This window comes from Micromonospora sp. MP36 (genome assembly GCF_008119785.1).
Classification (GTDB): domain Bacteria; phylum Actinomycetota; class Actinomycetes; order Mycobacteriales; family Micromonosporaceae; genus Micromonospora.
The window spans coordinates 36,571-57,733 of record NZ_VSFA01000005.1; the positions used below are offsets into that span (position 1 = coordinate 36,571).

At 73.4% G+C, this 21,163-nt stretch carries 21 protein-coding genes and 2 pseudogenes; 13 read left to right on the plus strand and 10 right to left on the minus strand.

The genetic code is table 11. The annotated features are described in order from the left end of the window. Positions 1-29: 29 nt before the first annotated feature. Together FXF52_RS07795 and FXF52_RS07800 are read right to left on the minus strand one after the other, a co-directional pair. Positions 30-1,136, minus strand: coding sequence for a sulfite oxidase (locus FXF52_RS07795; RefSeq protein ID WP_148794890.1), 1,107 nt, complete (start codon positions 1,134-1,136; stop codon positions 30-32). Continuing rightward, positions 1,133-1,807, minus strand: a complete 675-nt coding sequence (locus FXF52_RS07800) for a class I SAM-dependent methyltransferase family protein (RefSeq protein WP_148794892.1) — start codon at positions 1,805-1,807, stop codon at positions 1,133-1,135. The genes FXF52_RS07795 and FXF52_RS07800 overlap by 4 nt, the downstream gene beginning before the upstream one ends. 173 nt (positions 1,808-1,980) lie before the next feature. On the opposite strand from FXF52_RS07800, the gene FXF52_RS07805 reads away from it, so the two are divergent. Continuing rightward, the gene (locus FXF52_RS07805; RefSeq protein WP_370517896.1) at positions 1,981-2,595 is read left to right on the plus strand and encodes a murein hydrolase activator EnvC; all 615 of its coding nucleotides are present in this window, start codon (positions 1,981-1,983) and stop codon (positions 2,593-2,595) included. Here the strand turns inward: FXF52_RS07805 and FXF52_RS07810 are convergent. Then, positions 2,592-3,767, minus strand: a complete 1,176-nt coding sequence (locus FXF52_RS07810; protein WP_148794894.1) for an aminotransferase class V-fold PLP-dependent enzyme — start codon at positions 3,765-3,767, stop codon at positions 2,592-2,594. The two genes, FXF52_RS07805 and FXF52_RS07810, sit on opposite strands and share 4 nt — an antisense overlap. Positions 3,768-3,852: 85 nt before the next feature. Continuing rightward, positions 3,853-5,040, minus strand: coding sequence for a tyrosine recombinase XerC (locus FXF52_RS07815; RefSeq protein WP_148795149.1), 1,188 nt, complete (start codon positions 5,038-5,040; stop codon positions 3,853-3,855). 490 nt (positions 5,041-5,530) lie between these two features. Between FXF52_RS07815 and FXF52_RS07820 the strand changes: the two genes are divergently transcribed. Continuing rightward, on the plus strand, positions 5,531-5,872 hold the full coding sequence (locus FXF52_RS07820; protein WP_148794896.1) for a hypothetical protein: 342 nt from the start codon (positions 5,531-5,533) through the stop codon (positions 5,870-5,872). A gap of 6 nt (positions 5,873-5,878) precedes the next feature. Here the strand turns inward: FXF52_RS07820 and FXF52_RS07825 are convergent. The 3 genes and pseudogenes from FXF52_RS07825 to FXF52_RS07835 form a co-directional block, all read right to left on the minus strand. After that, positions 5,879-6,223, minus strand: a pseudogene (locus FXF52_RS07825) (DNA processing protein DprA); the annotation flags it as partial. Further along, positions 6,224-6,652 (minus strand): hypothetical protein, encoded by a 429-nt coding sequence (locus FXF52_RS07830; protein WP_255471803.1) that lies wholly within the window; start codon positions 6,650-6,652, stop codon positions 6,224-6,226. A 163-nt stretch (positions 6,653-6,815) separates the two neighbouring features. Further along, a pseudogene (locus FXF52_RS07835) lies at positions 6,816-7,169 on the minus strand (YraN family protein); the annotation flags it as partial. A gap of 213 nt (positions 7,170-7,382) precedes the next feature. Here FXF52_RS07835 and FXF52_RS07840 point away from each other — a divergent pair. The 9 genes from FXF52_RS07840 to FXF52_RS07880 all read left to right on the plus strand — a co-directional run bounded on the left by FXF52_RS07840 (position 7,383) and on the right by FXF52_RS07880 (position 16,380). After that, positions 7,383-8,300 (plus strand): hypothetical protein, encoded by a 918-nt coding sequence (locus FXF52_RS07840; RefSeq protein WP_148794900.1) that lies wholly within the window; start codon positions 7,383-7,385, stop codon positions 8,298-8,300. 324 nt (positions 8,301-8,624) lie between these two features. After that, entirely contained in the window at positions 8,625-9,452 is an 828-nt protein-coding gene (gene rpsB / locus FXF52_RS07845) for a 30S ribosomal protein S2 (RefSeq protein WP_148794902.1), read from the plus strand. 135 nt (positions 9,453-9,587) lie between these two features. Further along, on the plus strand, positions 9,588-10,415 hold the full coding sequence (gene tsf, locus FXF52_RS07850; protein WP_148794904.1) for a translation elongation factor Ts: 828 nt from the start codon (positions 9,588-9,590) through the stop codon (positions 10,413-10,415). A 165-nt stretch (positions 10,416-10,580) separates the two neighbouring features. Continuing rightward, a complete protein-coding gene (pyrH, locus tag FXF52_RS07855; RefSeq protein WP_073832711.1) occupies positions 10,581-11,348 on the plus strand; it encodes a UMP kinase in 768 nt (255 codons plus the stop codon). 81 nt (positions 11,349-11,429) lie between these two features. After that, on the plus strand, positions 11,430-11,987 hold the full coding sequence (gene frr, locus FXF52_RS07860; protein WP_148794906.1) for a ribosome recycling factor: 558 nt from the start codon (positions 11,430-11,432) through the stop codon (positions 11,985-11,987). 113 nt (positions 11,988-12,100) lie between these two features. After that, the gene (locus tag FXF52_RS07865; protein WP_148794908.1) at positions 12,101-12,400 is read left to right on the plus strand and encodes a hypothetical protein; all 300 of its coding nucleotides are present in this window, start codon (positions 12,101-12,103) and stop codon (positions 12,398-12,400) included. 59 nt (positions 12,401-12,459) lie between these two features. Then, positions 12,460-13,911, plus strand: coding sequence for a phosphatidate cytidylyltransferase (locus tag FXF52_RS07870; RefSeq protein ID WP_148795151.1), 1,452 nt, complete (start codon positions 12,460-12,462; stop codon positions 13,909-13,911). Between the two features lie 104 nt (positions 13,912-14,015). Continuing rightward, complete coding sequence (gene rlmN / locus FXF52_RS07875) at positions 14,016-15,164, plus strand: 23S rRNA (adenine(2503)-C(2))-methyltransferase RlmN (RefSeq protein WP_148794910.1); 1,149 nt, start codon at positions 14,016-14,018, stop codon at positions 15,162-15,164. Positions 15,165-15,195: 31 nt separating this feature from the next. Next, complete coding sequence (locus tag FXF52_RS07880) at positions 15,196-16,380, plus strand: DivIVA domain-containing protein (protein WP_148794911.1); 1,185 nt, start codon at positions 15,196-15,198, stop codon at positions 16,378-16,380. Between the two features lie 75 nt (positions 16,381-16,455). Here FXF52_RS07880 and FXF52_RS07885 read toward each other — a convergent pair whose 3' ends face one another. Next, positions 16,456-16,680: a DUF2631 domain-containing protein gene (locus FXF52_RS07885; RefSeq protein ID WP_148794914.1), complete on the minus strand. Its 225-nt coding sequence runs from the start codon at positions 16,678-16,680 to the stop codon at positions 16,456-16,458. 89 nt (positions 16,681-16,769) lie between these two features. Here FXF52_RS07885 and FXF52_RS41540 point away from each other — a divergent pair, with 89 nt between their 5' ends. Together FXF52_RS41540 and FXF52_RS07890 are read left to right on the plus strand one after the other, a co-directional pair. Continuing rightward, positions 16,770-16,910 carry a hypothetical protein gene (locus tag FXF52_RS41540; protein ID WP_187413378.1) on the plus strand — a complete coding sequence of 47 codons (141 nt, stop codon included), beginning with the start codon at positions 16,770-16,772 and terminating at the stop codon, positions 16,908-16,910. Between the two features lie 124 nt (positions 16,911-17,034). Beyond that, positions 17,035-18,615, plus strand: coding sequence for a Rieske 2Fe-2S domain-containing protein (locus tag FXF52_RS07890; protein WP_148794916.1), 1,581 nt, complete (start codon positions 17,035-17,037; stop codon positions 18,613-18,615). Between the two features lie 45 nt (positions 18,616-18,660). Here the strand turns inward: FXF52_RS07890 and FXF52_RS07895 are convergent, their stop codons facing one another. Both FXF52_RS07895 and FXF52_RS07900 read right to left on the minus strand, forming a co-directional pair. After that, positions 18,661-20,259, minus strand: coding sequence for an NAD(P)/FAD-dependent oxidoreductase (locus FXF52_RS07895; protein ID WP_148794918.1), 1,599 nt, complete (start codon positions 20,257-20,259; stop codon positions 18,661-18,663). 91 nt (positions 20,260-20,350) lie between these two features. Next, on the minus strand, positions 20,351-21,088 hold the full coding sequence (locus FXF52_RS07900) for a TetR/AcrR family transcriptional regulator (RefSeq protein ID WP_148794920.1): 738 nt from the start codon (positions 21,086-21,088) through the stop codon (positions 20,351-20,353). Positions 21,089-21,163 lie beyond the last annotated feature (75 nt).

The following is a 21,163-nucleotide window of genomic DNA, read 5'->3' on the forward strand; positions in this document are numbered from 1 at the left end:
GCCGACGCACCGCCCGCCACCACGGCGGATCACTCCGCCAGCACCACCACCTCGACCCGCTGCACCAGGTTGTTGGCGAAACCACCCCGGTTCCACGGCTGCTCCACCGGCTGGGTGCGCCCGGAGGCGTCGGTCGCCCGCGCGCCCAGCGCGTAGCGCCCCGGCGTCGGGTGCCACTCGACGTGCCAGCGTCGCCACGCCCACTCACCCCCGGTCGGCCCGTCCAGGGTCGCCGGCACCCACGTCGTACCGCCGTCGAAGGTCACCTCCACCGCCGTGACCGGGGCGTGGCCCGACCAGGCCCGACCGTCCACCATGCACGGACCGGCCCGCAGCACCCGGGTGCGCGACATGAAGTCCGGGAAGCCCGGCGGGCGGACCAGAGCCCGGGGCTCGATCCGGGTCACCGGCACGCCCGGGTCGTCGGCGTCCTGCCGCAGCCGGTACGCCACGGCGTTCTGGTAGCCGTCGAACGGCTCCGTCACCACCCGCACGTTCCGCAGCCACTTCACGTGCGCCATGCCGTACCAGCCGGGCACGATCAGCCGCAGCGGCGCGCCGTGCTGGGGCAGTAGGGGAGCACCGTTCATCTCGTACGCGAGCAGCACCTCCTCGCGCAGCGCGTCCGCGACCGGCAGCGCCCGCTGGTAGTCCTGCTCAACGCCGCGCTCCACGCCGTGGTCCGCCCCGGTGAACACCACGTCCACCGCGTCGGCGGCGAGCCCGGCCTCGCGCAGCAGCGGCGCCAGCGGCGTACCGGTCCACTCCGCGTTGCCCACCGCCTCCACCAGCCACGGCTGGCTGACCGGTCGCGGGTGCAGCAACGCCCGCCCGTTGCCGGCGCACTCCAGGGTGACCCGGTGGGTGACCCGGGGCCGCTCCCGCAGCGCGGCCAGGTCCAGGGCGAGCGGCTGCCGCACCGCGCCGTCGACGGTCAACGTGTGCGCCACCGGGTCCACGTCCGGGATGTCGTAGTGGATGAGCAGGTAGTGCAAGCCGGCCGGGGTCACGTCGTAGCGGAGCGCCTCCAGCGGGATCCCGTGGTTGCGCGCGGCCAGTTGGAGTTCCTCGGCGCTGATCGCCTCGCCCGGCCCGGCCACCCGGGAAGGGCGGCTGACGTCGTCCACAGTGGTCATCTCGGCTCCCTCGGGTCGGCCAGGGACGGCTCACGCCGGTCGTGGCCGACGAACTCGAACATCCGCACGCCGGCCGCCAGCGAACGGGGCGTACCGGTGAACCGGTGCACGCCCACCCACACCCCGTCGGCGGGGCGGCTCACCGCGACCGGGGTGAACCCCGCCTCGGCGAACCAGTCGCAGATGGTGCGCACCAGATCCGGCTCCCGACGGTGCCGGGTCCAGAAGACCGTGCCGCCGGTGGCGCAGAGCGCGGCGCAGTGCCGCACCGTGGCCCGGATATCGGCGTCGACGATGTTGCCGAACACCCCGCACACCAGCACGAGGTCGGCCGGGACGAGGTCCGCGTACCGGTCGGTCAGCGCCGCGTCTCCCGCCACCACCTCCACCCCGGTGAGGCCGGCCTCGGCGACGGCTGCCCGGGCCACCGCGACGTTGCGCTGATCCAACTCGACCAGCCGGGCGATGACGTCGTCCCGCCGGGGATGGGCGGCGAGCACCGGGATCAGATCCCGCCCCTGGCCGGCGCAGAGACTGATCACCCGCAGCGGACCGGCCGGCGCAACGTCCAGCGCGTCCCGGATCCGGCCCCGCAGCTCGGCGAGACGTCGGGACAGCGCCGAGTCGGGCTGGTCGTAGTCGGCATGCCAGGCGTACCAGTCCTTCGTCACGCGGCCAGCATAGGGGCCGCCGCTTACCAGATCCGTCCCGCGCACGGGAGCCATCCACAGCTCACCCGTCGTCCACAGTCACCGCGCCCGCCGGTCGCGGCGACACCACTTGTGACGGCAGGCTGGTCGACGTGTCGAGCCTGCTACGCCGGGCCACCACGGCCCTCGGACTCCTGCTGCTGGTCGTCCCAGTCCCCGCCGGGCCGCGACCGGCCGCGGCCTCCGCCGGGGCCACGTTCGCCCCACCATCCGACCGGGCGGCGCCCCGACCGCTGCCGCCCACCGTCCCCGCCGGGGACCCTCGACCGCCGGCCGACCCGGCGTCACCCGGCCCATCCGGCGTCGCGCGATTCGGCTGGCCGCTCGCCGGCACCCCCCGACCGGTACGCCGGTTCGACCCGCCGCCGCAGCCGTGGCTGCCCGGCCACCGCGGCGTCGACCTGGCCGCCGCCCCCGGCGTCGACCTGGCCGCCGCCCCCGGCGTCGAGGTCCGCGCCGCCGGCGCCGGGATCGTGCTCTTCGCGGGCCCGGTGGCCGGGCGCCCCGTGGTCACCGTCGGGCACGCCGACGGGCTACGCACCACCTACGAACCCGTGGACCCCCGCCTCCCGGCCGGCACCCCGGTCGGTGCCGGCACGCCGATCAGCAGCCTGCGCGCCCGCCACCCCGACTGCCCGGCCGCGGCGTGCCTGCACTGGGGGCTGCGCCGGGGCGAGGAGTACCTCGACCCGCTGGCCCTGCTCGGGCTCGGCCCGGTCCGGCTGCTGCCGCTCGACGGCAGACCCTAGGCCAGGAGGGCGGGGAGACGCGCGGCCAACCGGTCGTACTCCTCGGGGGTGTTGTAGACCTGGCCGCACAGGCGCAGCCAGCCCTGACCGTGCCACGAAGCCACCGAGACCTCGGCGGCGAGCCGTTCCGCGATCCGGGCACGCAGCTCCCGGGCCGCATCGATCGTCGGGGCGGCGCCCGGCGGCAGCGGGACGAGCCGCATGGCGACCGCCGGTCCGCCGGGCTCCAGCAGGTCGGCCGGCGCCACCCCGAGCGCGTCCCCGACCACCCGTTGCCCGTACGCGGCCAGCGCGGCATTGTGCGCGCGTACCCGGTCCAGGCCCAGGGTACGCAGGGTGAACAGGCCCACCGGGGCGGCCAGCCAGGCGGTGTAGTCCAACGTCGCCTGCCACTCCACCCGAGTGGGAAAGCCGCTGTCCTGCTCCCAGGAGACCACCAACGGTTGGATCCGCTCCCGCCACCCCTCGGCCACCACCAGCGCGGCGGTGCCCCGCGGCGCGTACGCCCACTTGTGCAGGTTGCCCACCCAGAAGTCCGCACCGATCGAAGCCACACTGATCGGCAGCATGCCCGGAGCGTGCGCCCCGTCGACCAGCACCGGCACCCCGTGCTCCCGAGCCACCCCGACGATCGCCGCCGTCGGGAAGAGCCGGGCGGTGGGCGAGGTGATCTGGTCCACGATCAGCAGCTTGGTACGCCCGGGACGCAGCCCGGCCCGGATGATCTCCACCACCTCCTCGTCGGAGGCGGTCAGCGGCACCGGCAGGGTCCGGGACACCGCCCCGGTCCGCCGGCACTCCCGCGCCACCGAGAAGGCGACCGCCCCGTACCCGTGGTCGGTGGTCACCACCTCGTCGCCGGGGCGGAGGCCGAGCGACTGGAGCACCACGGCCACGCCCGTGGTGGCGTTGCCCACCAGCGCCGTACCGTCCGGGTCGGCGCCCAGGAAGGTGGCCAGATGCCGCCGGGTGTGGGCGATCCGATCGACGAGGCCCTGGGTGAAGAAGCGGAGCGGGTTGGCCTCCATCTCGTCGCGCAGGCGCTGCTGGGCCCGCTGCACGCCGATCGGCACCGCGCCGAACGACCCGTGGTTGAGATGGCTGACCGACGGATCGAGAGAGAAGAGCAGCCGAGCACCGGGGATCGGCTCGGGCGGCTGCGGGACCGTCATCCGTTGATCGTAGCCCGCCGTGGATCATCAACTCGCGGTTCGCCGCGAGGCCCTGCCGTGGTCGACCGGCGGAGCTCTCCCGCCGTCAGGCCCGCGGGTGCGCCTGCCGGTACGCCGCGCGCAGCCGCTCCACCGAGACGTGCGTGTAGATCTGGGTGCTAGCCAGCGACGAGTGACCGAGCAACTCCTGCACGGCCCGCAGGTCCGCCCCGCCCTCCAGCAGGTGGGTGGCCGCGGAGTGCCGCAACCCGTGCGGGGTGGTGCGGGGCAGGCCGGCGGCCTCGGCGTAGCCGGCGACGATCCGACGGGCGGTGGTCGGGTTGAGCCGCCCGCCACGCGCCCCGAGGAGCAGCGCGGCCCCCGAACCGGGGCCGGCCAGGGCGGGGCGGCCCTGGCTGAGCCAGGCGTCCAACGCGCGCTGCGCCGGCACCCCGTACGGCACGGCCCTTTCCCGGCCGCCCTTGCCCAGCACGCGTACCACCCGACGGGCGTGGTCGACGTCCGTGACGTCCAGGCCGCACGCCTCGCTGATCCGTACCCCTGTGCCATAGAGCAGTTCGAGCAGCACCCGGTCGCGAAGCAGCACGGCGTCGTCGCCCCCGGGACTCCCCTGGGCGGTCGCGTGGGCGGTCGCGGTGCCCTCGTCGACTCCGTCCCGGGTGGTGCCCGCTATTCGGCCGGAGCCTCCGGTCGGCCTGGCGCCGCCGGTCGTCCCAGTGTCGCCGGTCGGCCCGGCGCCGTCGGCCGGCCTGGCGGCGGTGGTCGGCCTGGCGGTGGTCCGTCCGCCGGTGGTGGCCCGGACTTCCGGGGCGCCCAGCCGGACGACGTCCTGGTCGGCGGCCCGAACATGCGGGGCGTCCATCAGAGCGGCGGCCTGGTCGGCCCGCAGGACCGTGGGCAGCTCCCGGTGGGCGCGGGGACTGGTCAGCGGGGCGGCCACGTCGGCGGTGAGCAGACCGGCCCGGTGGGCCCACCCACTGAAGGTGCGGGCGACGGCGGCCCGGCGGGCCAGCGAGGTCCGCGCCGCACCCATCGTCCGCTGCTTCGCCAACCAGCTGCGCAGCACCGCGAGGTCCAGCTCCGCCAGGTCAGCGCAGCCCATCCGTACCGCGTGGTCGAGCAGGGACACCAGGTCCGTCACGTACGCCCGCACGGTGTGCGCGGACCGGTTGCGTACCCCGGCCAGATGGTCCGCGAAGGCGTCCACGGCCTCCCGCATCTGCGGTGGCAGCGCCTCGTGCGCCGCCCGGGTGCTGTGCCGCTCGCCGCTCATCGACGCCTCCGTCCCCGCCCCGAGGTCGTCGCGGGTTCGATCAGCCGGCAGGGCGGCGCGTCGGCGTGCCACGGGATGCCTCCACGACTCCGGCGGCCCCTGCTGTCGGCGGACACCGGACCAGCCTACGGGCGCGACCGCCGGCGAGCACCCCACGCCGCCAGTCACGCCCGTCACCAACCACGGGGTGTCACGCCGCCCGCGCGGCACCATGCGGGGCGGACCGACGGGGCGGGGACGCCGCCAGCCGCAGGTCGGGGTGGCTGACCGGGGCCTGGACAGGGGAAACTGGCCATACGAAGAGGACAGTGGCAGCGCCGGCCGGGCCTTTCGGGTGGGCGTCGCTGCCGGCAGGCGCCGCCGCCAGGGCGGGCGGCCGGGGTGCCCCGTGGCGGGACAGGTCCCGGCACGGCGGCGCGGAAGGGTGACTCGCGAGTCGGATACAGGCGTCGGTCCAGGCGAGCGACGCGAGCGGGAGGAGGAACCGGGCGTGGGTGTGGATGCCGTCCTCTACCGGCTGGTGCGCGCCGGGCCCGCGCGTCACCGGCCGTCGTACGTCGCGTCGGAGGTGGTCGCAGACCCGGACGACGTGCTGCTGGACCTGCTCAAGCGGGTGCGGGGCGGGGGTCGTACGCCGCTGCTGGACCGGGTCGACCCGCTCGGCGAACTGGTGGTGGACGCCGAGGCGACCCCGCAACTGCTCGCCGAGCTGCGCTGCCTGGCCGAGGTGGCCCGGACGCCCGCGGAGGTCACGCAGATCCGCCGGTTGGCGCTGCTCGCGCGGCGTTGCCTGGAGAGGCGGGACGTCGAGATCCGCTTCGAGGGCGACTGAGCTCGGTCACGTCGGTGTGCCCGTGCTGCTGGCGGCACGGCCCGCGTTCTTGTCGGGCGGCGCCAGGGCGTAGCCGGCGTCGCGGCGTACCACCATGGCCAGCTCCTCCAACATGGACAGCTTCCGCATGGCCGTGCGGAGCCACCCCGACGCGGGCCGCGACCCTCTCCAGGCTGACCGCCTTCCGCCGGGGCAGCGCCTCCAGCACCTGGGTCGCCTCGTCGTCGAGCTGGTCCCGCAGGCGTTCGGGTGCCCGGGCCGGCGGTGCCAGGTCGTATCCGATCCGCCCACCTCCTCGAGCACGTGCGCGACCCCGGTGACCAGCCGGGCCTTGGTGTGCTCGCGCAGCAGTCAGCCCCTCCACGCGATGTCGACCGTGGACGGATCGAAGTACGAGCTGCCCGGTGTCCAGCCGGGCGGCCGGCCGTTCCGGGTGCGGTGGATCGTCACCGTCATCAGCGTGTCAACGGCCGCCCGGCGCCGGTGCAGGTCGAGCGCTTCCCACGCCTCGCCCGGGTCGGCTGCCCCGATCAGGCCGGCCAGCGTGTCGTCTCGCCCCGTGGCGGCCATCTGCTGTTCAAGCTCGGCGAGCCGGGCGCGCAGCCGCTCGGAGCCCTCGCGCAGCTGCCGGACGTCGATCGCGCCGTCGGCGTACGCGGTGGCCAGCCCGTCGAGCCGCTCGCGCAGCGCGGCGGCGTCCAGCTGCAGCGCGGCTGAGTCGGGCCGGTGCCGGCCGGCGAGCAGCTCAGCGACGTCAGGCCGGGACAGCCGCTCGACCACGATCGCGCCGACGTACGCGTCCAGCTCCGTGGCGTTCCGGCTGACGCACCGACTCGCCTTGCAGGTGTACGACGGAACGCCCCGCCGGGCGCTGTTCTGCAGCGTCGCCCGCATCGGCTCGCCGCACACGCCGCACAGCGCCAGACCGGACAGCAGCCACCGAGGCGCCCTTCAGGTGCTCGACCCGGGCCGGACCGGCGGCGGGCAGCCGGACTTCGAGGACGTCGAAGCGGATCTCGTCGGCGCTGGTGCCGGTCTCGGCCAGCCACCGGGCGGCCAGGCCGCGCAGCTGACGCGCCTTCGCCGGCACCACCGCCTCGGCCGGGCTGCCGAAGTCCTTGCTCCGGCGGGTCTTCACCTCGCAGAACGCGAGCACCTCGCCCTCCCAGGCGATGACGTCGATCTCGTCGTCGGGGCAGCGCCGGTTCCGGGCGACTGGGCGCAGCCCCACCTCGATCAGGTGCCGGACCGCGCACCGCTCGCCGTACGCGCCGACGGCGTGGTTCCGCTTCGTCATGCCGCCCACCGTGCGGCCCGGCCGTCCGGGACGCGGGTCCCGAGCCGGCCGCCTGTGGACGACGGGGCGTCCTGTGGACGGGCGGACCATCATGCCTCCGCCGTGTTAGGGAGCGTCGCCGGAATGTGTCCCGTTATGCGCTGGTATCCACCCCTGACCTGCGGAAATGTCATTCTGGCGGCCGGTGGCGTGCGGGACGCCGGGTCGCATACCGTGCCGGTCGTGGACGGACGACGGAGCTTTCCTGAAGATCAGCAGGGGCCGCGCTGGAGCGACCCCGGGTACGCCGATCCGGACTGGCGCGCCGCTGGCGAGCCGCGCTACCGGGCCGACGATGTCTCGGCCCCCGAGCAGCGCTCCGGCGGCGAGAGCCGGTACGCCGACCCGGCGCGGTTCGGTGCGGCCGACCCGCTGGGCGACGACACCGAGAGCTACCGGCGGTCGCGCCGGCTGGACGACTCGGGGGAGATCTCCGGCGGGCTGCCGGGCGGCCGACGGGCGGTCCGTGAGGCCGGCGATCCGTACGGCGGGGCGTCGCGGGACGGTGCGGGGGATCCGCTCGGGGCCGACCTGCGGCACCCCGGTCCGCTCGCCGGCTACCCGATCGTCGAGCCGGCCCGTCCGGTCGAGCCCGTGTCCGCCGGCCCGGCACCGCTCACCGTCGGGGACCGGCCGGGACACGGTGCGCCCACGCCGCTGATCGTGGGGGAGCGGCCCGTCGGGGCCGCTCCGGAGGTGGTGGGCGGGCCGGTGCCGCACCCGCTGGAGATGCCGACCGGCCCGATGCCCTCGGTGGCGCCGCGGCTGGACGGACCGCCGCCCGGCGACGGTGTCTACCGGACCCGCCGGCCGGCGCTCGCGGTGCTGCTGACGCTGCTGGTGCTGGTCCTGGAGGTTCCGGCGGTGCGGGTGCTGCTGCGGGGCGTGGTGGGTGACCCGGTCTCCACCTCGCACGTGGTGGTGGGCATGTTCCTGGTGGTCGGGCTGCCGATCTTCGGCGCCGGCCTGTACGGGCTGCGCACCGGCGGCCTGGCCCTCGCCGACGGCAGCCGTGGCTGGCTGCGGCCGCCGACGGCGTACCTGACAGTCGGGTTGGTGCTCTTCGTCGCGGCGGCGCTCGCCGCCCGCTGACCTCCCGCGCGGCAAGATCCACACCGGGTCGCCGAGCTGGCGCGATCAACTCGCGTGCCATACCCCCACCTCGGCGACCTGGAGTCGAGGGCAGGACGGGCGTTCCCGCACCCCGGGACCGGCGTACGCGGAAAGGGCGTACACTGGTCGACTGGCGACCGCCTCGCGCGGTCGACCTCGCGCGCCTTCTCCACGGACACCCTCGTGGGGCGACGGCCTCCCTGGTCCCGATCTTGATCGGGCCCGTCACGGCCGGCGACCGGGCGCCAGGACGCCCGGCCGCCGGCCGGGCGGGACAACCAGGGATCGCAAGGAGTACCCATCATGGCCGTCGTGACCATGCGTCAGCTGCTGGAGAGCGGTGTCCACTTCGGGCACCAGACCCGGCGCTGGAACCCGAAGATGAAGCGCTTCATCTTCACCGAGCGCAACGGTATCTACATCATCGACCTGCGCCAGACCCTCGACTACATCGAGAAGGCGTACGACTTCGTGCGCAACACGGTGGCCGAGGGCGGCAGCATCCTCTTCGTCGGCACCAAGAAGCAGGCTCAGGAGGCCATCGCCGAGCAGGCGACCCGGGTCGGCCAGCCGTACGTGAACCACCGTTGGCTCGGCGGCATGCTGACCAACTTCCAGACGGTGTACAAGCGGCTCCAGCGGATGAAGGAGCTGGAGGCGCTGGGTGACCTGAGCGGCACCGCCGCCGGTTACACCAAGAAGGAGACGCTGCAGCTCTCCCGCGAGAAGGACAAGCTGTCCCGCACCCTGGGTGGTCTGCGGGACATGCAGAAGCTCCCGGCCGCGGTCTGGGTGGTCGACACCAAGAAGGAGCACATCGCGGTCGACGAGGCCCGCAAGCTGGGCATCCCGGTGATCGCCGTGCTCGACACCAACTGCGACCCGGACGAGGTCGACTTCCCGATCCCGGGCAACGACGACGCCATCCGCTCGGCCGAGCTGCTGACCAAGGTCGTCGCCGCCGCGGTCGCCGACGGTCTGATCGCCCGCTCTGGCCGCCGCCGGGGCGCCGACGAGAAGCCCGAGCCGGGCCAGGTTGGTGCCGACGAGCCGCTGGCCGAGTGGGAGCGCGAGCTGCTCGAGGAGCCCAAGAAGGGCGACGAGCAGCCGGCGGCCGCCGCCGCGGAGTGATCGCGCCGTCGCGTCCCCACCGTCCGATTTTCCGGCCGGTGGGGCGCGGCGGGTACGCCGGGCACATCCGGCCCGGATCCGGGTAACCGGGACCCAGACCATCCCACCGCAGTCTCAAGACCCGAAGAGAGAGTCATGTCCAACTTCACCGCCGCGGACGTCAAGAAGCTCCGCGACCTCACCGGCGCCGGCATGATGGACTGCAAGAAGGCGCTGACCGAGGCCGAGGGCGACTTCGACAAGGCCGTCGAGATCCTGCGCGTCAAGGGTGCCAAGGACGTCGGCAAGCGGGCCGGTCGCACCGCCGCCAACGGCCTGATCGCCCACTCCGGCCAGGCGCTGCTCGAGCTCAACTGCGAGACCGACTTCGTCGCCAAGAACGACGCCTTCATCGCGCTGGCCCAGCAGCTGGTCGAGCACGGTGTGGCCAGCGGCGTCTCCTCCGCCGAGGAGCTGCTCGCCAGCACCCTCGACGGCAAGACCGTCGCCGACCTGGTCCAGGAGCAGTCCGCCAAGATCGGCGAGAAGCTGGTGCTCAACCGCTTCGCCAAGCTCGACGGCACCACCGCGGTCTACCTGCACCGCAAGAGCCAGGACCTGCCGCCGGCCGTGGGTGTGCTGGTGCAGTACGCCGGCAAGACCGACGAGGCCGCCGACGCGGACGCCCGCGGCGTGGCCATGCAGATCGCCGCGATGCGGCCGAAGTACCTGACCCGGGACGAGGTCCCGGCGGACGTCGTCGACTCCGAGCGGCGGATCGCCGAGCAGACCGCCCGCGAGGAGAACAAGCCCGAGGCGGCGCTGCCGAAGATCGTCGAGGGCCGGGTCAACGCCTTCTTCAAGGACTTCGTCCTGCTGGAGCAGGCGTCGGTCGCCGACAACAAGAAGACGGTGAAGCAGCTGCTGGCCGAGGCCGGCATCGAGGTGACCCGCTTCGTCCGGTTCGAGGTCGGCCAGGCCTGAGCCGCCGCACCGGGCGCATGCCGCGCCCGTGCGTAGGGAAGACATCGACGAGGAGGCCGCTGGTGTACGTGACAGGCACCGCGGCCTCCTCGTCACATAGGGTCGGCAGCGGCAGGTACGCGGGACGCGGCGCACGCGCGGTGCGCGACGGAAGGGGCGGGGCGGATGACGCAGGTTGTGAGTGACCGGAGCCTGGCGGCGGATGATCCGACCGCCCCACCGCCGGGCCGGGCCCGCCGGGTGGTGCTGAAGCTCTCCGGTGAGGTCTTCGGCGGCGGCGCGATCGGCGTCGACCCGGACGTCGTGCAGGGTATCGCCCGGCAGATCGCCACCGTGGTGCGCCGCGGCGTGCAGGTCTCCGTGGTGGTCGGCGGCGGCAACTTCTTCCGCGGCGCCGAGTTGCAGAAGCGCGGCATGGACCGGGCCCGCGCCGACTACATGGGCATGCTCGGCACGGTGATGAACTGCCTGGCCCTCCAGGACTTCCTAGAGAAGGAGGGCATCGAGACCCGGGTGCAGACCGCGATCACCATGGCCCAGGTCGCCGAGCCGTACATTCCGCTGCGGGCGATCCGGCACCTGGAGAAGGGCCGCGTGGTCATCTTCGGCGCCGGCGCCGGCATGCCGTACTTCTCCACCGACACGGTCGCCGCCCAGCGGGCGTTGGAGATCCGCGCCGACGTGGTGTTGATGAGCAAGAACGGCGTGGACGCGGTCTACACGGCGGACCCCCGTATCGACCCGACGGCGAGCAAGCTCGACTCGATCACCTTCTCCGAGGTGCTGCGCCGCAACCTGCGGGTGGCCGACGCCGCGGCGTTCAGCCTCTGCATGGAGAACGGCCTGCCGATGCTGGTCTTCGGCGCCGAGGGCGACGACACCATCGTGCGTGCCGTCAGCGGCGAGAAGATCGGCACCCTGATCACCGCCTGAGCGGCCTTGAGCCGGCAGCGGCCCTCCGGACACCACAGCAGCACAGCCCACGACGAGCAACAGAAGGAGGCGAGGAGACCGGTGATCGACGACACCCTCCTCGAGGCCGAGGAGAAGATGGAGCGTGCCATCGAGCACGCCAAGGAAGAGTTTGGCGGCATCCGCACCGGTCGCGCCAACGCCGCGATGTTCTCCCGGATCGTCATCGACTACTACGGCAGCCCCACGCCGCTGCCGCAGATGGCGTCCATCGCGGTCCCCGAGCCGCGCATGGTGATCATCAAGCCGTACGACAACTCGCAGCTGGGCGCCATGGAGAAGGCGATCCGCGACTCTGACCTCGGCGTGAACCCGAACAACGAGGGCAACCAGCTGCGCATCCTGCTCCCGCAGATGACCGAGGAGCGGCGCCGCGAGATGATCAAGGTGGCCCGGCACAAGGGCGAGGAGGCCAAGGTCGCCGTCCGCAACATCCGCCGCAAGGGCAAGGAAGAGCTGGACCGCCTGGTCAAGGACGGCGAGGTCGGCGAGGACGAGGGCCGGCGCGCCGAGAAGGAGCTGGACGACCTGACCCAGCGTTTCGTCGCCACGGTCGACGAGCTGGTCAAGCACAAGGAGAACGAGCTGCTCGAGGTCTGAGCGCCCCGACATCTGCCACGGCACCGGCGTGCCGTCGCCCCGCATACGACAACTCCAGCTCGGCTGGCGGCCATGATTCGGCCCCCGCGCCGCTCGGCGGCGCTCCGGACCGAATGAAGGCCGGTCTGACGCCGCGCCGCTGCGACGACTTCTGCTCGGCGCGTCTGACGCCGCGCCGCTACGACGACTTCAGTTCGGCGCGTCTGACGCCGCGCCACGATCTGAAGCCATCGCTGAAGCCGGCGCTGGAGCTGTCGCGGGCGGCGGGCCCGGTGCCGTTGCCGTGGTGGGCCATCGTCCGCCGTACCGGCCCCCTGGGTGCAGTAGGCTCGGCACGATTCCCGCCACCACCGGGTGAACAGCGGGGATCGACCGGCGAACGGGTCGGTCAACCGAAACAGTCGCGCGTGTAGGGGATGATTTTGATCTTGCGTCATGTGGTGGCTCCCGTACCGCTTTCGCTCGGTACGTGATGTCCCACCTCGACCCCTACGGCGCCGCCGAGCCGCGTGGCTGGGACCGGCCGGGCTCGCTGCCCTGGCCGGAGGCCGACCTCGAGCCGGGGCCGTGGCGACGGCCCGGCGCCCCTGAGGCGTACGCCGAGGCGCACGGCCGTCCCCATCCCGTCGCCGATCCGTACGCCCCGCCGGTCGACGGGTACGACGGGCCGCCCGGCCGCCGGCCGTACGAGGAACACCCGGTCCGGGACCGCGACGAGCGCGGCTACCGGGACGACCAGGGCTGGCACGACGCGCAGGACTGGCGCGACCGCGGCCGGGGCCACCGGGAGCCGTACCCGGAGGACCCCCGGGACCTGGGCCCCGTCCCGCGGCATCACGGCGACCGGGGCGAGCCCGGCCCCGACCCGCGCGACCGGGGCTACGACGGGTCTCCGGCTGGGCGACCCGGCGTGCCGCACGACGAGTACCCCACCGCCCAGATCGCCCCGGTGGGCGACGACTCGACCGCCCAGTTCGCGGCGGTACGCGATGAACCGAACACCCAGCTCGCGGCGGTCGGGGACGAGCCGGCGCCGCCGGCCGGTCGGCGCCCGCGGGGCCGCCGGCGGGCCAGCGCCGATCGGCCCGCGACCGCCCAGTCGAAGTCGGGCCGGGCGGGCCGTAACCTGCCGGCCGCGATCGGCGTCGGGCTGGCTCTCGGCGCGGCGATCGTGGTGCCGCTCTTCTTCTACCTGCCGGCGTTCCTCGCCGTGATCGCCGCGGCGGTCGGGATCGGCAGTTGGGAGATGGCCCGGGCGGTTCGTCACAGCGGGGCGCACCCGCCGCTGGTGCCGCTGATCGCCGGGGGCGTGATCACCGTCGGGCTGGCCTGGTTCGCCGGCCCGGACGCGCTGAGTCTCGGCCTGCTGGTCACCGTGCTCGGCACGATGATCTGGCGGTTGGGTGACGGCCCCGGCAACTATCAGCGGGACCTGACCGCGGCCACCCTGATCGCGGTGTACGTGCCGTTCCTCGGCGGCTTCGCCGCGATGCTGGCGGCCGCCCCCGGTGACGGGCACCTGCGGGTGCTGGTCACCCTGGTCGCCGTGGTGCTCTCCGACACCGGCGGGTACGCGGCTGGCGTCGCCTTCGGCAAGCATCCGATGGCCCCGACGATCAGCCCGAAGAAGTCCTGGGAGGGCTTCGCCGGCTCGGTGACCGCGGCCGCGGCCGGCAGTGCCGTGCTGCTCTGGTTGCTCTTCGACGTGGCGCCCTGGTGGGGCGCGCTGTTCGGGGTGGCGATCTCCTGCGCGGCGGTCCTCGGTGACCTCGCCGAGTCGATGATCAAGCGGGATCTCGGCGTCAAGGACATGAGCAATCTGCTCCCCGGGCACGGCGGCCTGATGGACCGGCTCGACTCGATCTTGTTCGCGGTGCCGACGGCCTACCTCCTGCTGGTGATCTTCGTACCGGTGGTGGGCTGAGGGATGAGTCACGTGGGTGGGCGCGCATCCACCGGCCGGTCAGGGCCGATTCGGCCCCTACGGACGGGTGCGCCCCGCTCCGGGCGTGTCAGACTGGACGCGCCATGACGAGTCTCCCCCTGATCTCCGTAGACCCCGACGCTCGCGGCCGCCGCCCGGCGATGCCGCCCCGCCACCTCGCCGACCTGGACCTGCCGGGCCGGCAGGCGCTCGTCGCCGAGCTGGGGGAGCCGGCGTTCCGCGCCAAGCAGGTGTCGAACCACTACTTCGGCCGCCTGGTCCGCGACCCCGCGCAGATGACTGACCTGCCGGCGGCCACCCGGGAGCGGCTGGCCACCACGCTGCTGCCCACCCTGCTCACCCCGGTACGCGAGTTGGCCTGCGACGACGGCGCGACCCGCAAGGCACTCTGGCGGCTGCACGACGGTTCGCTGGTGGAGAGCGTGCTGATGGGCTACCCGGACCGGGTCACCGTCTGCATCTCCAGCCAGGCTGGCTGCGGCATGGCTTGCCCGTTCTGCGCCACCGGCCAGGCCGGGCTGACCCGCAACCTCTCCACCGCCGAGATCGTCGACCAGGCGGTCTACCTCGCCGGGGTGGCTGCCTCGGGGGCGGTGGCCGGCTCGCCGCCGCGCCTGTCGCACGTCGTCTTCATGGGCATGGGCGAGCCGCTGGCCAACTACTCCCGGGTGGTGGCGGCGATCCGGCGGCTGGTCGCGCCGGCCCCGGAGGGGCTCGGCCTGTCCCAGCGGCACATCACCGTTTCCACGGTCGGGCTGGTCCCGGCCATCCGCCGACTGGCCAGCGAAGACCTCTCGGTGACTCTTGCGTTGTCGCTGCACGCCCCCGATGATGAGCTGCGCGACGAACTAGTCCCGGTCAACCAGCGCTGGAAGGTGTCCGAGGTGCTGGACGCGGCTTGGGAATACGCGGCCACGACGGGGCGTCGCGTGTCCATCGAGTACGCGATGATCAAGGACGTGAACGACCAGCCGTGGAGAGCCGATCTGCTCGGCCGGCTGCTGACCGGCAAGCTGGCCCACGTGAACCTCATCCCGCTCAACCCGACGCCGGGCAGTCGCTGGGACGCCAGCCCGAAGCCGGTCGAGCGGGAGTTCGTCCGGCGGTTGCGCGACGCCGGGGTGTCGACCACAGTGCGGGACACCCGGGGGCGCGAGATCGACGGCGCGTGTGGGCAGCTGGCCGCCGCCGAGGACAGGGACACCGACCCACCGGGCAGAGCAACGGTGTGACCGGGCGTAGCGAACGAGACCAGGAGACATAGTGGCGAGTCAGGGTCAGCGTTTCCGGCGTAAGGCGCTCCGCCGGGGTTACAAGGTCGACGAGGTGGACGCCTTCCTGGACCGGGTGGAGGCGACGCTCGCCGGCCAGCCGGTCGGCGCGCCCGTGGCTTCCCAGGAGGTCCACGACGTCGTCTTCCGGGTCCGGTTCAACGGCTACGACGAGTGGCAGGTCGACCTGCACCTCGACCGGGTGGAGCGGCAGTTGGCCGAGCTGGAGGAGCGCGGCGGCACCCCGGGCGGGCGCGTCCCTGACCCCCGAATGGCTGACCGGCTCGGCCCGCCGATGCGCGACGACCGGGGCCTGTCGCCGGTGCCGCAGCCGCCGATGCCGCCCCGAGGGATGCCCGCCCAGCCCGGCCCGCCCGACCGCTACGGCAGCCGCTACGACGAGCCCGTCGGGGGCGGCCGCTACGACGAGCCCGTCGGGGGCGGCCGGTACGACGAGCCCGTCGGGGGCGGCCGCTACGACGAGCCCGTCGGCGGCGGCCGCTACGACGAACCGACCGGCGGCGGCCGCTACGACGAACCGACCGGCGCCTTCGCCGGCGGTTACGACGGCCCGCGCGGGTACGACGCCCCGCGTGGTCCGGCCGGCCCCGGACCGATGGGTCCCAACGCCCCGATGGGGCACGGCGGCCCGCCCTCCCGTGGGCTGCCCCCAGGCCCCGGCGGGTACGGCCCGGACGACCGGTTCGACGGTTTCGAGGCCGGCCGGCGCGGCCGCCCCGACATGACCGCCGAGATCCGGATGCCTGACCGGGACCTGCGTGACCCGCGCGGCCGCGGCCCGGCCGGCCCGCCGCCCGTGCCCCAGCAGGGCTTCGGGGGTGGCCCGGCGATGTCCGGCCCGCCGATGGCCGGTCCGCCCGTGGCGGGGCCGCCGATGGTCGGCCCGCCGATGGCCGGCCCGCCCGGCAGTGAGCTCTACCGGGTGGACCAGATCCGCCGCAGCTTCCAGGTGCGCCGCTTCGGCAGCGGGTACGACCCGGACCAGGTCGACCGGTTCTTCGAGACCCTGCTCGGTGGCATGCAGGGCCGCAACCCGATGCCGGTGAACCCGAATGACCTGGACACCCTGCGCTTCGGGCTGGTGCCGGGCGGCTACTTCGAGGCCGAGGTCGACGCCGCCCTCAAGGACGTGCAGGACATCCTGCTCGGCCGCTGATCCGCAGACGACGACGAGGGCCCGCCCCGGTTGGGGGCGGGCCCTCGGGCGTATCGGTCGAGCGCGAGCGCCGGGTCAGGACCGCAGGCCGCTGCGGCGCAGCACCGCGTCGCCGAGCACGATGGCCAGCAGCAGCGCGGCGATCCCGAGCAGCCAGATGTCCTCGACCTTGCCCTCGTGGTTGCCGCAGAGCGCCATGATCACCAGCACCACCGCCGACAGCACCGCCCCGATCCGGCCGGCCTTGCGGTGTCCGGGCTTGTGCTGATCTGGAGCGGTTACCGGCTCGCTTCCTGCCACTGTCGGTCCTTCCCTCGCGATCGGATCTCCGGTTAGTCTGGCACGCCCCGTACCGGGGCTGGCGCAGGGTCCGACCTGATGGGGGACACATGGCCCGCGAGGACGACCGCGAGCTGTACAAGCGGGCGCAGCAGGCCTGGGAAGCGGAGGACTGGCCGCGCGCCGCGGAGCTGTGGGAGCGCCTGGCGCGCCGGTATCCGGACATCCCGACGGGACCGGTACGGGGCTGAACCGCCCGGGCCGGTGGACCCGCCGCACGGGGCGGAAGGGCTCTACCGGCGTCGCGGGACGGGGACCACACTGCCTCCGGTAGCGTCGTTACGTACACCTGATTGCCTTTCGAGGGGGACTGCGGTGCGAGTTACCGGTACGGGACATGCCAGCATGCGGATCGACACGGCCGCGGGCAGCATCCTGTGCGACCCGTGGGTCAATCCGGCCTATTTCGCCTCTTGGTTCCCTTTCCCGGACAATTCGCAGCTCGACTGGGAGTCCCTCGGTCAGGTCGACTACCTCTACGTGTCGCACCTGCACCGGGACCACTTCGACGTGAAGCACCTGCGCGACCGCATCTCGAAGGACGCGACCGTCCTGCTGCCCGAGTTCCCCACCTCCGAGATGGAGGACGAGCTGCGGGCGCTGGGCTTCACCAAGTTCCTCAAGGCGCCGAACGAGCAGGTCGTGGAGCTGCCCGGCGGCCTGAAGATCATGATCCAGGCGCTCACCAGCCCGACCGACGGCCCGATCGGCGACTCCTCGCTCTGGGTCGAGTACGACGGGGTGCGGCTGCTCAACCAGAACGACGCCCGCCCGGCCGACCTGAGCGTCTTCGCCGAGTTGGGCCACGTGCACGCGCACCTGCTGCAGTTCTCCGGCGCGATCTGGTACCCGATGGTCTACGAGCTGCCGCAGGCGGCGAAGACCGCGTTCGGCAAGCAGAAGCGGGACCGGCAGTTCGACCGCACCTGGCGCTACATCAACGACCTGAACGCCGACCACGTCTTCCCGATCGCCGGCCCGCCCTGCTTCCTCGACGACACGCTGTGGCAGTTCAACGACATCTTCGGCGACGAGGGCAACATCTTCCCCGACCAGTCGGTCTTCCTCGAGGAGTACGCGAAGGTCGGCGGCACCAACGGCATCGTGCTGCTGCCGGGCAGCGTCGCCGAGGTCACCACCGAGGGCGCGACCACCACCCACCCGGTGCCGGTGGCCGAGTTCTTCGCCAACAAGGTGGCCCACCTGGAGGAGATGCGGGAGCGCAAGCGCCCGATCATCGAGGCGGAGAAGCTGTCCTGGCGGCACCCCGAGGTCGACGTGCTCGGCGAGATGAAGCGCCGGATCGAGCCGCTGCTGGACGAGTCGATCTACCTGGCCAAGGGCGTCGGCGGCCCGGTCCGCTTCGACCTGGTCGGTTACGACGGGGAGAGCGTCGAATCCATCGTGGTGGACTTCCCGGGCAAGGAGGTCCGGCCCTACGCGGACGAGAAGGTCCGCTACCGGTTCCGTACCGAGCGGGCGCTGATCGAGCACCTGCTGCACATCGGCGAGGTGGACTGGGTCAACTCGCTCTTCCTGTCCTGCCGCTTCTCGGCGGCCCGGATCGGCCAGTACAACGAGTTCGTCTACGCGTTCTTCAAGTGCCTGTCCGAGGAGCGCCTCCAGTACGCGGAGGGCTGGTACGACGAGCACGAGCGGGCCGTCGACGCGGAGGACATCACGCTGGACGGCTGGGTGGTGCAGCGGCGCTGCCCGCACCTGAAGGCGGACCTGAGCCGGTTCGGCATCGTCGACGGTGACCAGCTCACCTGCCAGCTGCACGGCTGGCGGTTCGACCTGGCCAGCGGCCGCTGCCTGACCAGCGTCGGCCACAAGATCCGCGCACACCGCGCCGACGCCGACACCCCGGCCCCCGCCGGCGAGGCGATCAGCTGACCCCCGCCTGGCGTTGAGCAGGGGCCTTGAAGGCCCCTGCTCACCTCAGCGGCCCAGGTCGGCGAGGATGCGCTGGGCGGCGTTGTGGCCGGCCGCGCCGATCACGCTGCCGGCGGGGTGGCAGCCGGCACTGCCCGCGTACACCCCGTCGACGCCGGTGGCGTACGGCATCCGGTCGGTGAACGAGACGGTGTTGTCGACGTGGTGGATGTGACCGCCGGTGATGCCGAAGTGCGCCTCGATGCCGGGCGGGGGCAGCGGCACCGCGTCGGCGATCAGGTCGCCGGTGCCGGGCGCGTACCGCTCGCAGACCGCCACCAGCTTGTCGACGTAACCGGGCAGCGCCTCGTCCCAGGTGGTGCCGGCCAGCTCGTACGGGACCGACTGCACGAACAGGGCCGAGGAGTGGTGCCCGGCGTCGTCGGCCAGCGACGGGTCGACCGTGGTGTGCAGGTACCACTCGATGGTCGGCTCCTCCGGCAGCCGCCCGGCCTGCACGTCCGCCCACATGGCGCGCAGCGCGGCCATCGGCGACTCGCCGCCCTGGCCGACCAGCGATGCCGAGCCGGGGAGTAGGTGGATGGTGGAGCCGAACGGGTTGGGCGCGTCGGTCGGCAGGCAGGAGAACCGGGGCAGGCCGCGCAGTGCCAGGTTGAGCTTGAGCGTGGTGCCGGGACGGCGGACCGCCGCCATCCGCGCGGCCAGCGGCGCCGGGAGCGCGCCGTCGGGCAGCAGCTGAATCAACCGGTACGGGTCGCAGGCCCCGAGCACCACCGCGGCGGTCACCTCCCGCCCGTCGGCGAGGACCACACCGGACGCCGCGCCGCCGGCCAGCGTGATCCCGGTGACCGGCGTACCGGTCCGGATGCGGGCCCCGGCGGCGCGGGCGGCCTCGGCGAAGGTCCGGGAGACGGTGCCCATGCCGCCCTGGGCGATCATCCAGGTGCCACCCGACCCGGGCAGCCGGCACATGTTGTGCACCAGGAAGTTGTGCCCGGTGCCGGGGTCGTCCGGGCCGGCGTTGAGGCCGGAGAGGCCGTCGGTGACCGCGTACATGCTGACCAGCAGCTCGGAGTGGAAGTCGAAGCGGGCCAGGTAGTCGGCGACCGAGCCGCGGACCAGGTCGACGAAGGCCTGCCGCAGGGCTGGTCGGACGTACCGCTCGGCGGTCTCCTCCACGGGTAGCGGCTCGGTCAGCCAGGCCGGCGCCAGGTCCTCGCGGAGCTGGGCCAGCTCGGCCTGGAGCGCGTCGTCGGCGGCCGCGTCGGCGGGGGAGAACATCTCCGCGAGCTGCCGCCGGCTCGCCGCGGCGTCGCTGCCGAAGAGGAGGTACGGCGCGCCGAGCCCGCCCGGGGTGGGCAGGAAGTAGTGCGGGTCGCGGCGCAGCACCGGGATGCTGACGTCGAGCGTGGCGAGCAGCTCCGGCGGCATCAACCCGAGCAGGTACGAGCCGGTGGAGTGGCGCAGGCCGGGCACCTTGGGGAACGGGCTCTCCGTCCGGGTGGCCCCGCCGATCACCTCGGCCGCCTCCAGGACCAGCACGTCGAGGCCGGCGCGGGCCAGCAGGATGGCCGAGACCAGACCGTTGTGGCCGGAGCCGACCACGACGACGTCGGCGCGGGACGGCAGCTCACTCTCGCTCATGCGGCCGCCTCGCTCCGCTCGGTGGCCGCATGAGGCTCCACGGCACTGCGCCAGATGATTCGCTCGATGCGCTCGCTCATGCTCGGGCAGCCTAGTGGCGCGCGCCTCCCTCGGGGAGGGCGTCGCCGGGTTCGGCCGGGCGGAACTGGCGGAGCTGGCTGATCAACTCGGTCTCGAAGAGCGCCTCCGGCTCGTCGACCGCCCAGCCGAGGTGGCCGAAGACCTCCATGGCGACCAGGCCGTAGAGCCGGGTCCAGGCGGACAGGAAGGCGTACGCGACGTCGATCGGCAGCGGGCCGTGGTTGGCCGCCAGCGGGGCGAGGTGCCCGCCGAGCCGTTCCTGGAGCAGCTCCGCCGGTGGGGTGGGCAGCGGCCGGCCCCGGGTGAGTTCCACGAACGGGGTGAGGAAGACCGCGCCGAGGCGCGCCCCGGGGTGGTCCGGGTCGCCGCACCCGTCGGCGAACTCGATCATCCCGGGGACCGGGTTGCCGAAGATCAGGGTGAACTCGGCGGGGTGCCCCACGGCCCAGCGCCGCAGGGCTCGGCACATCTCGAGGAGCTGCCCGGCCGGGTCGGGACCGGACCTGTCCCGGGCCGCCTCGACCTCCTGGCGCAGCTCGTCGTACAGGTCACCGGCGAGCCCGACGACCAGCGCTTCGAGGCTGGGGAAGTACCGGTAGATCGCCGGGGCGGTCATGCCCATGTCCCGGGCGATCGCCCGCAGCGAGACCGCCTCGATCCCGCCGGTCACCAGCAGTCGCCGTGCCCCGTCCTTGATCTCGGACAGGGTCGCCGTACGCAGGCGTTCCCGCCGGGTGGGTGCGGTCATCCGTCAGCCCCCTTGACCGGAGCGAACGCCGTTGACATAGTAAACGGCGTTCACTCAAATGATGCGTGCTTACCG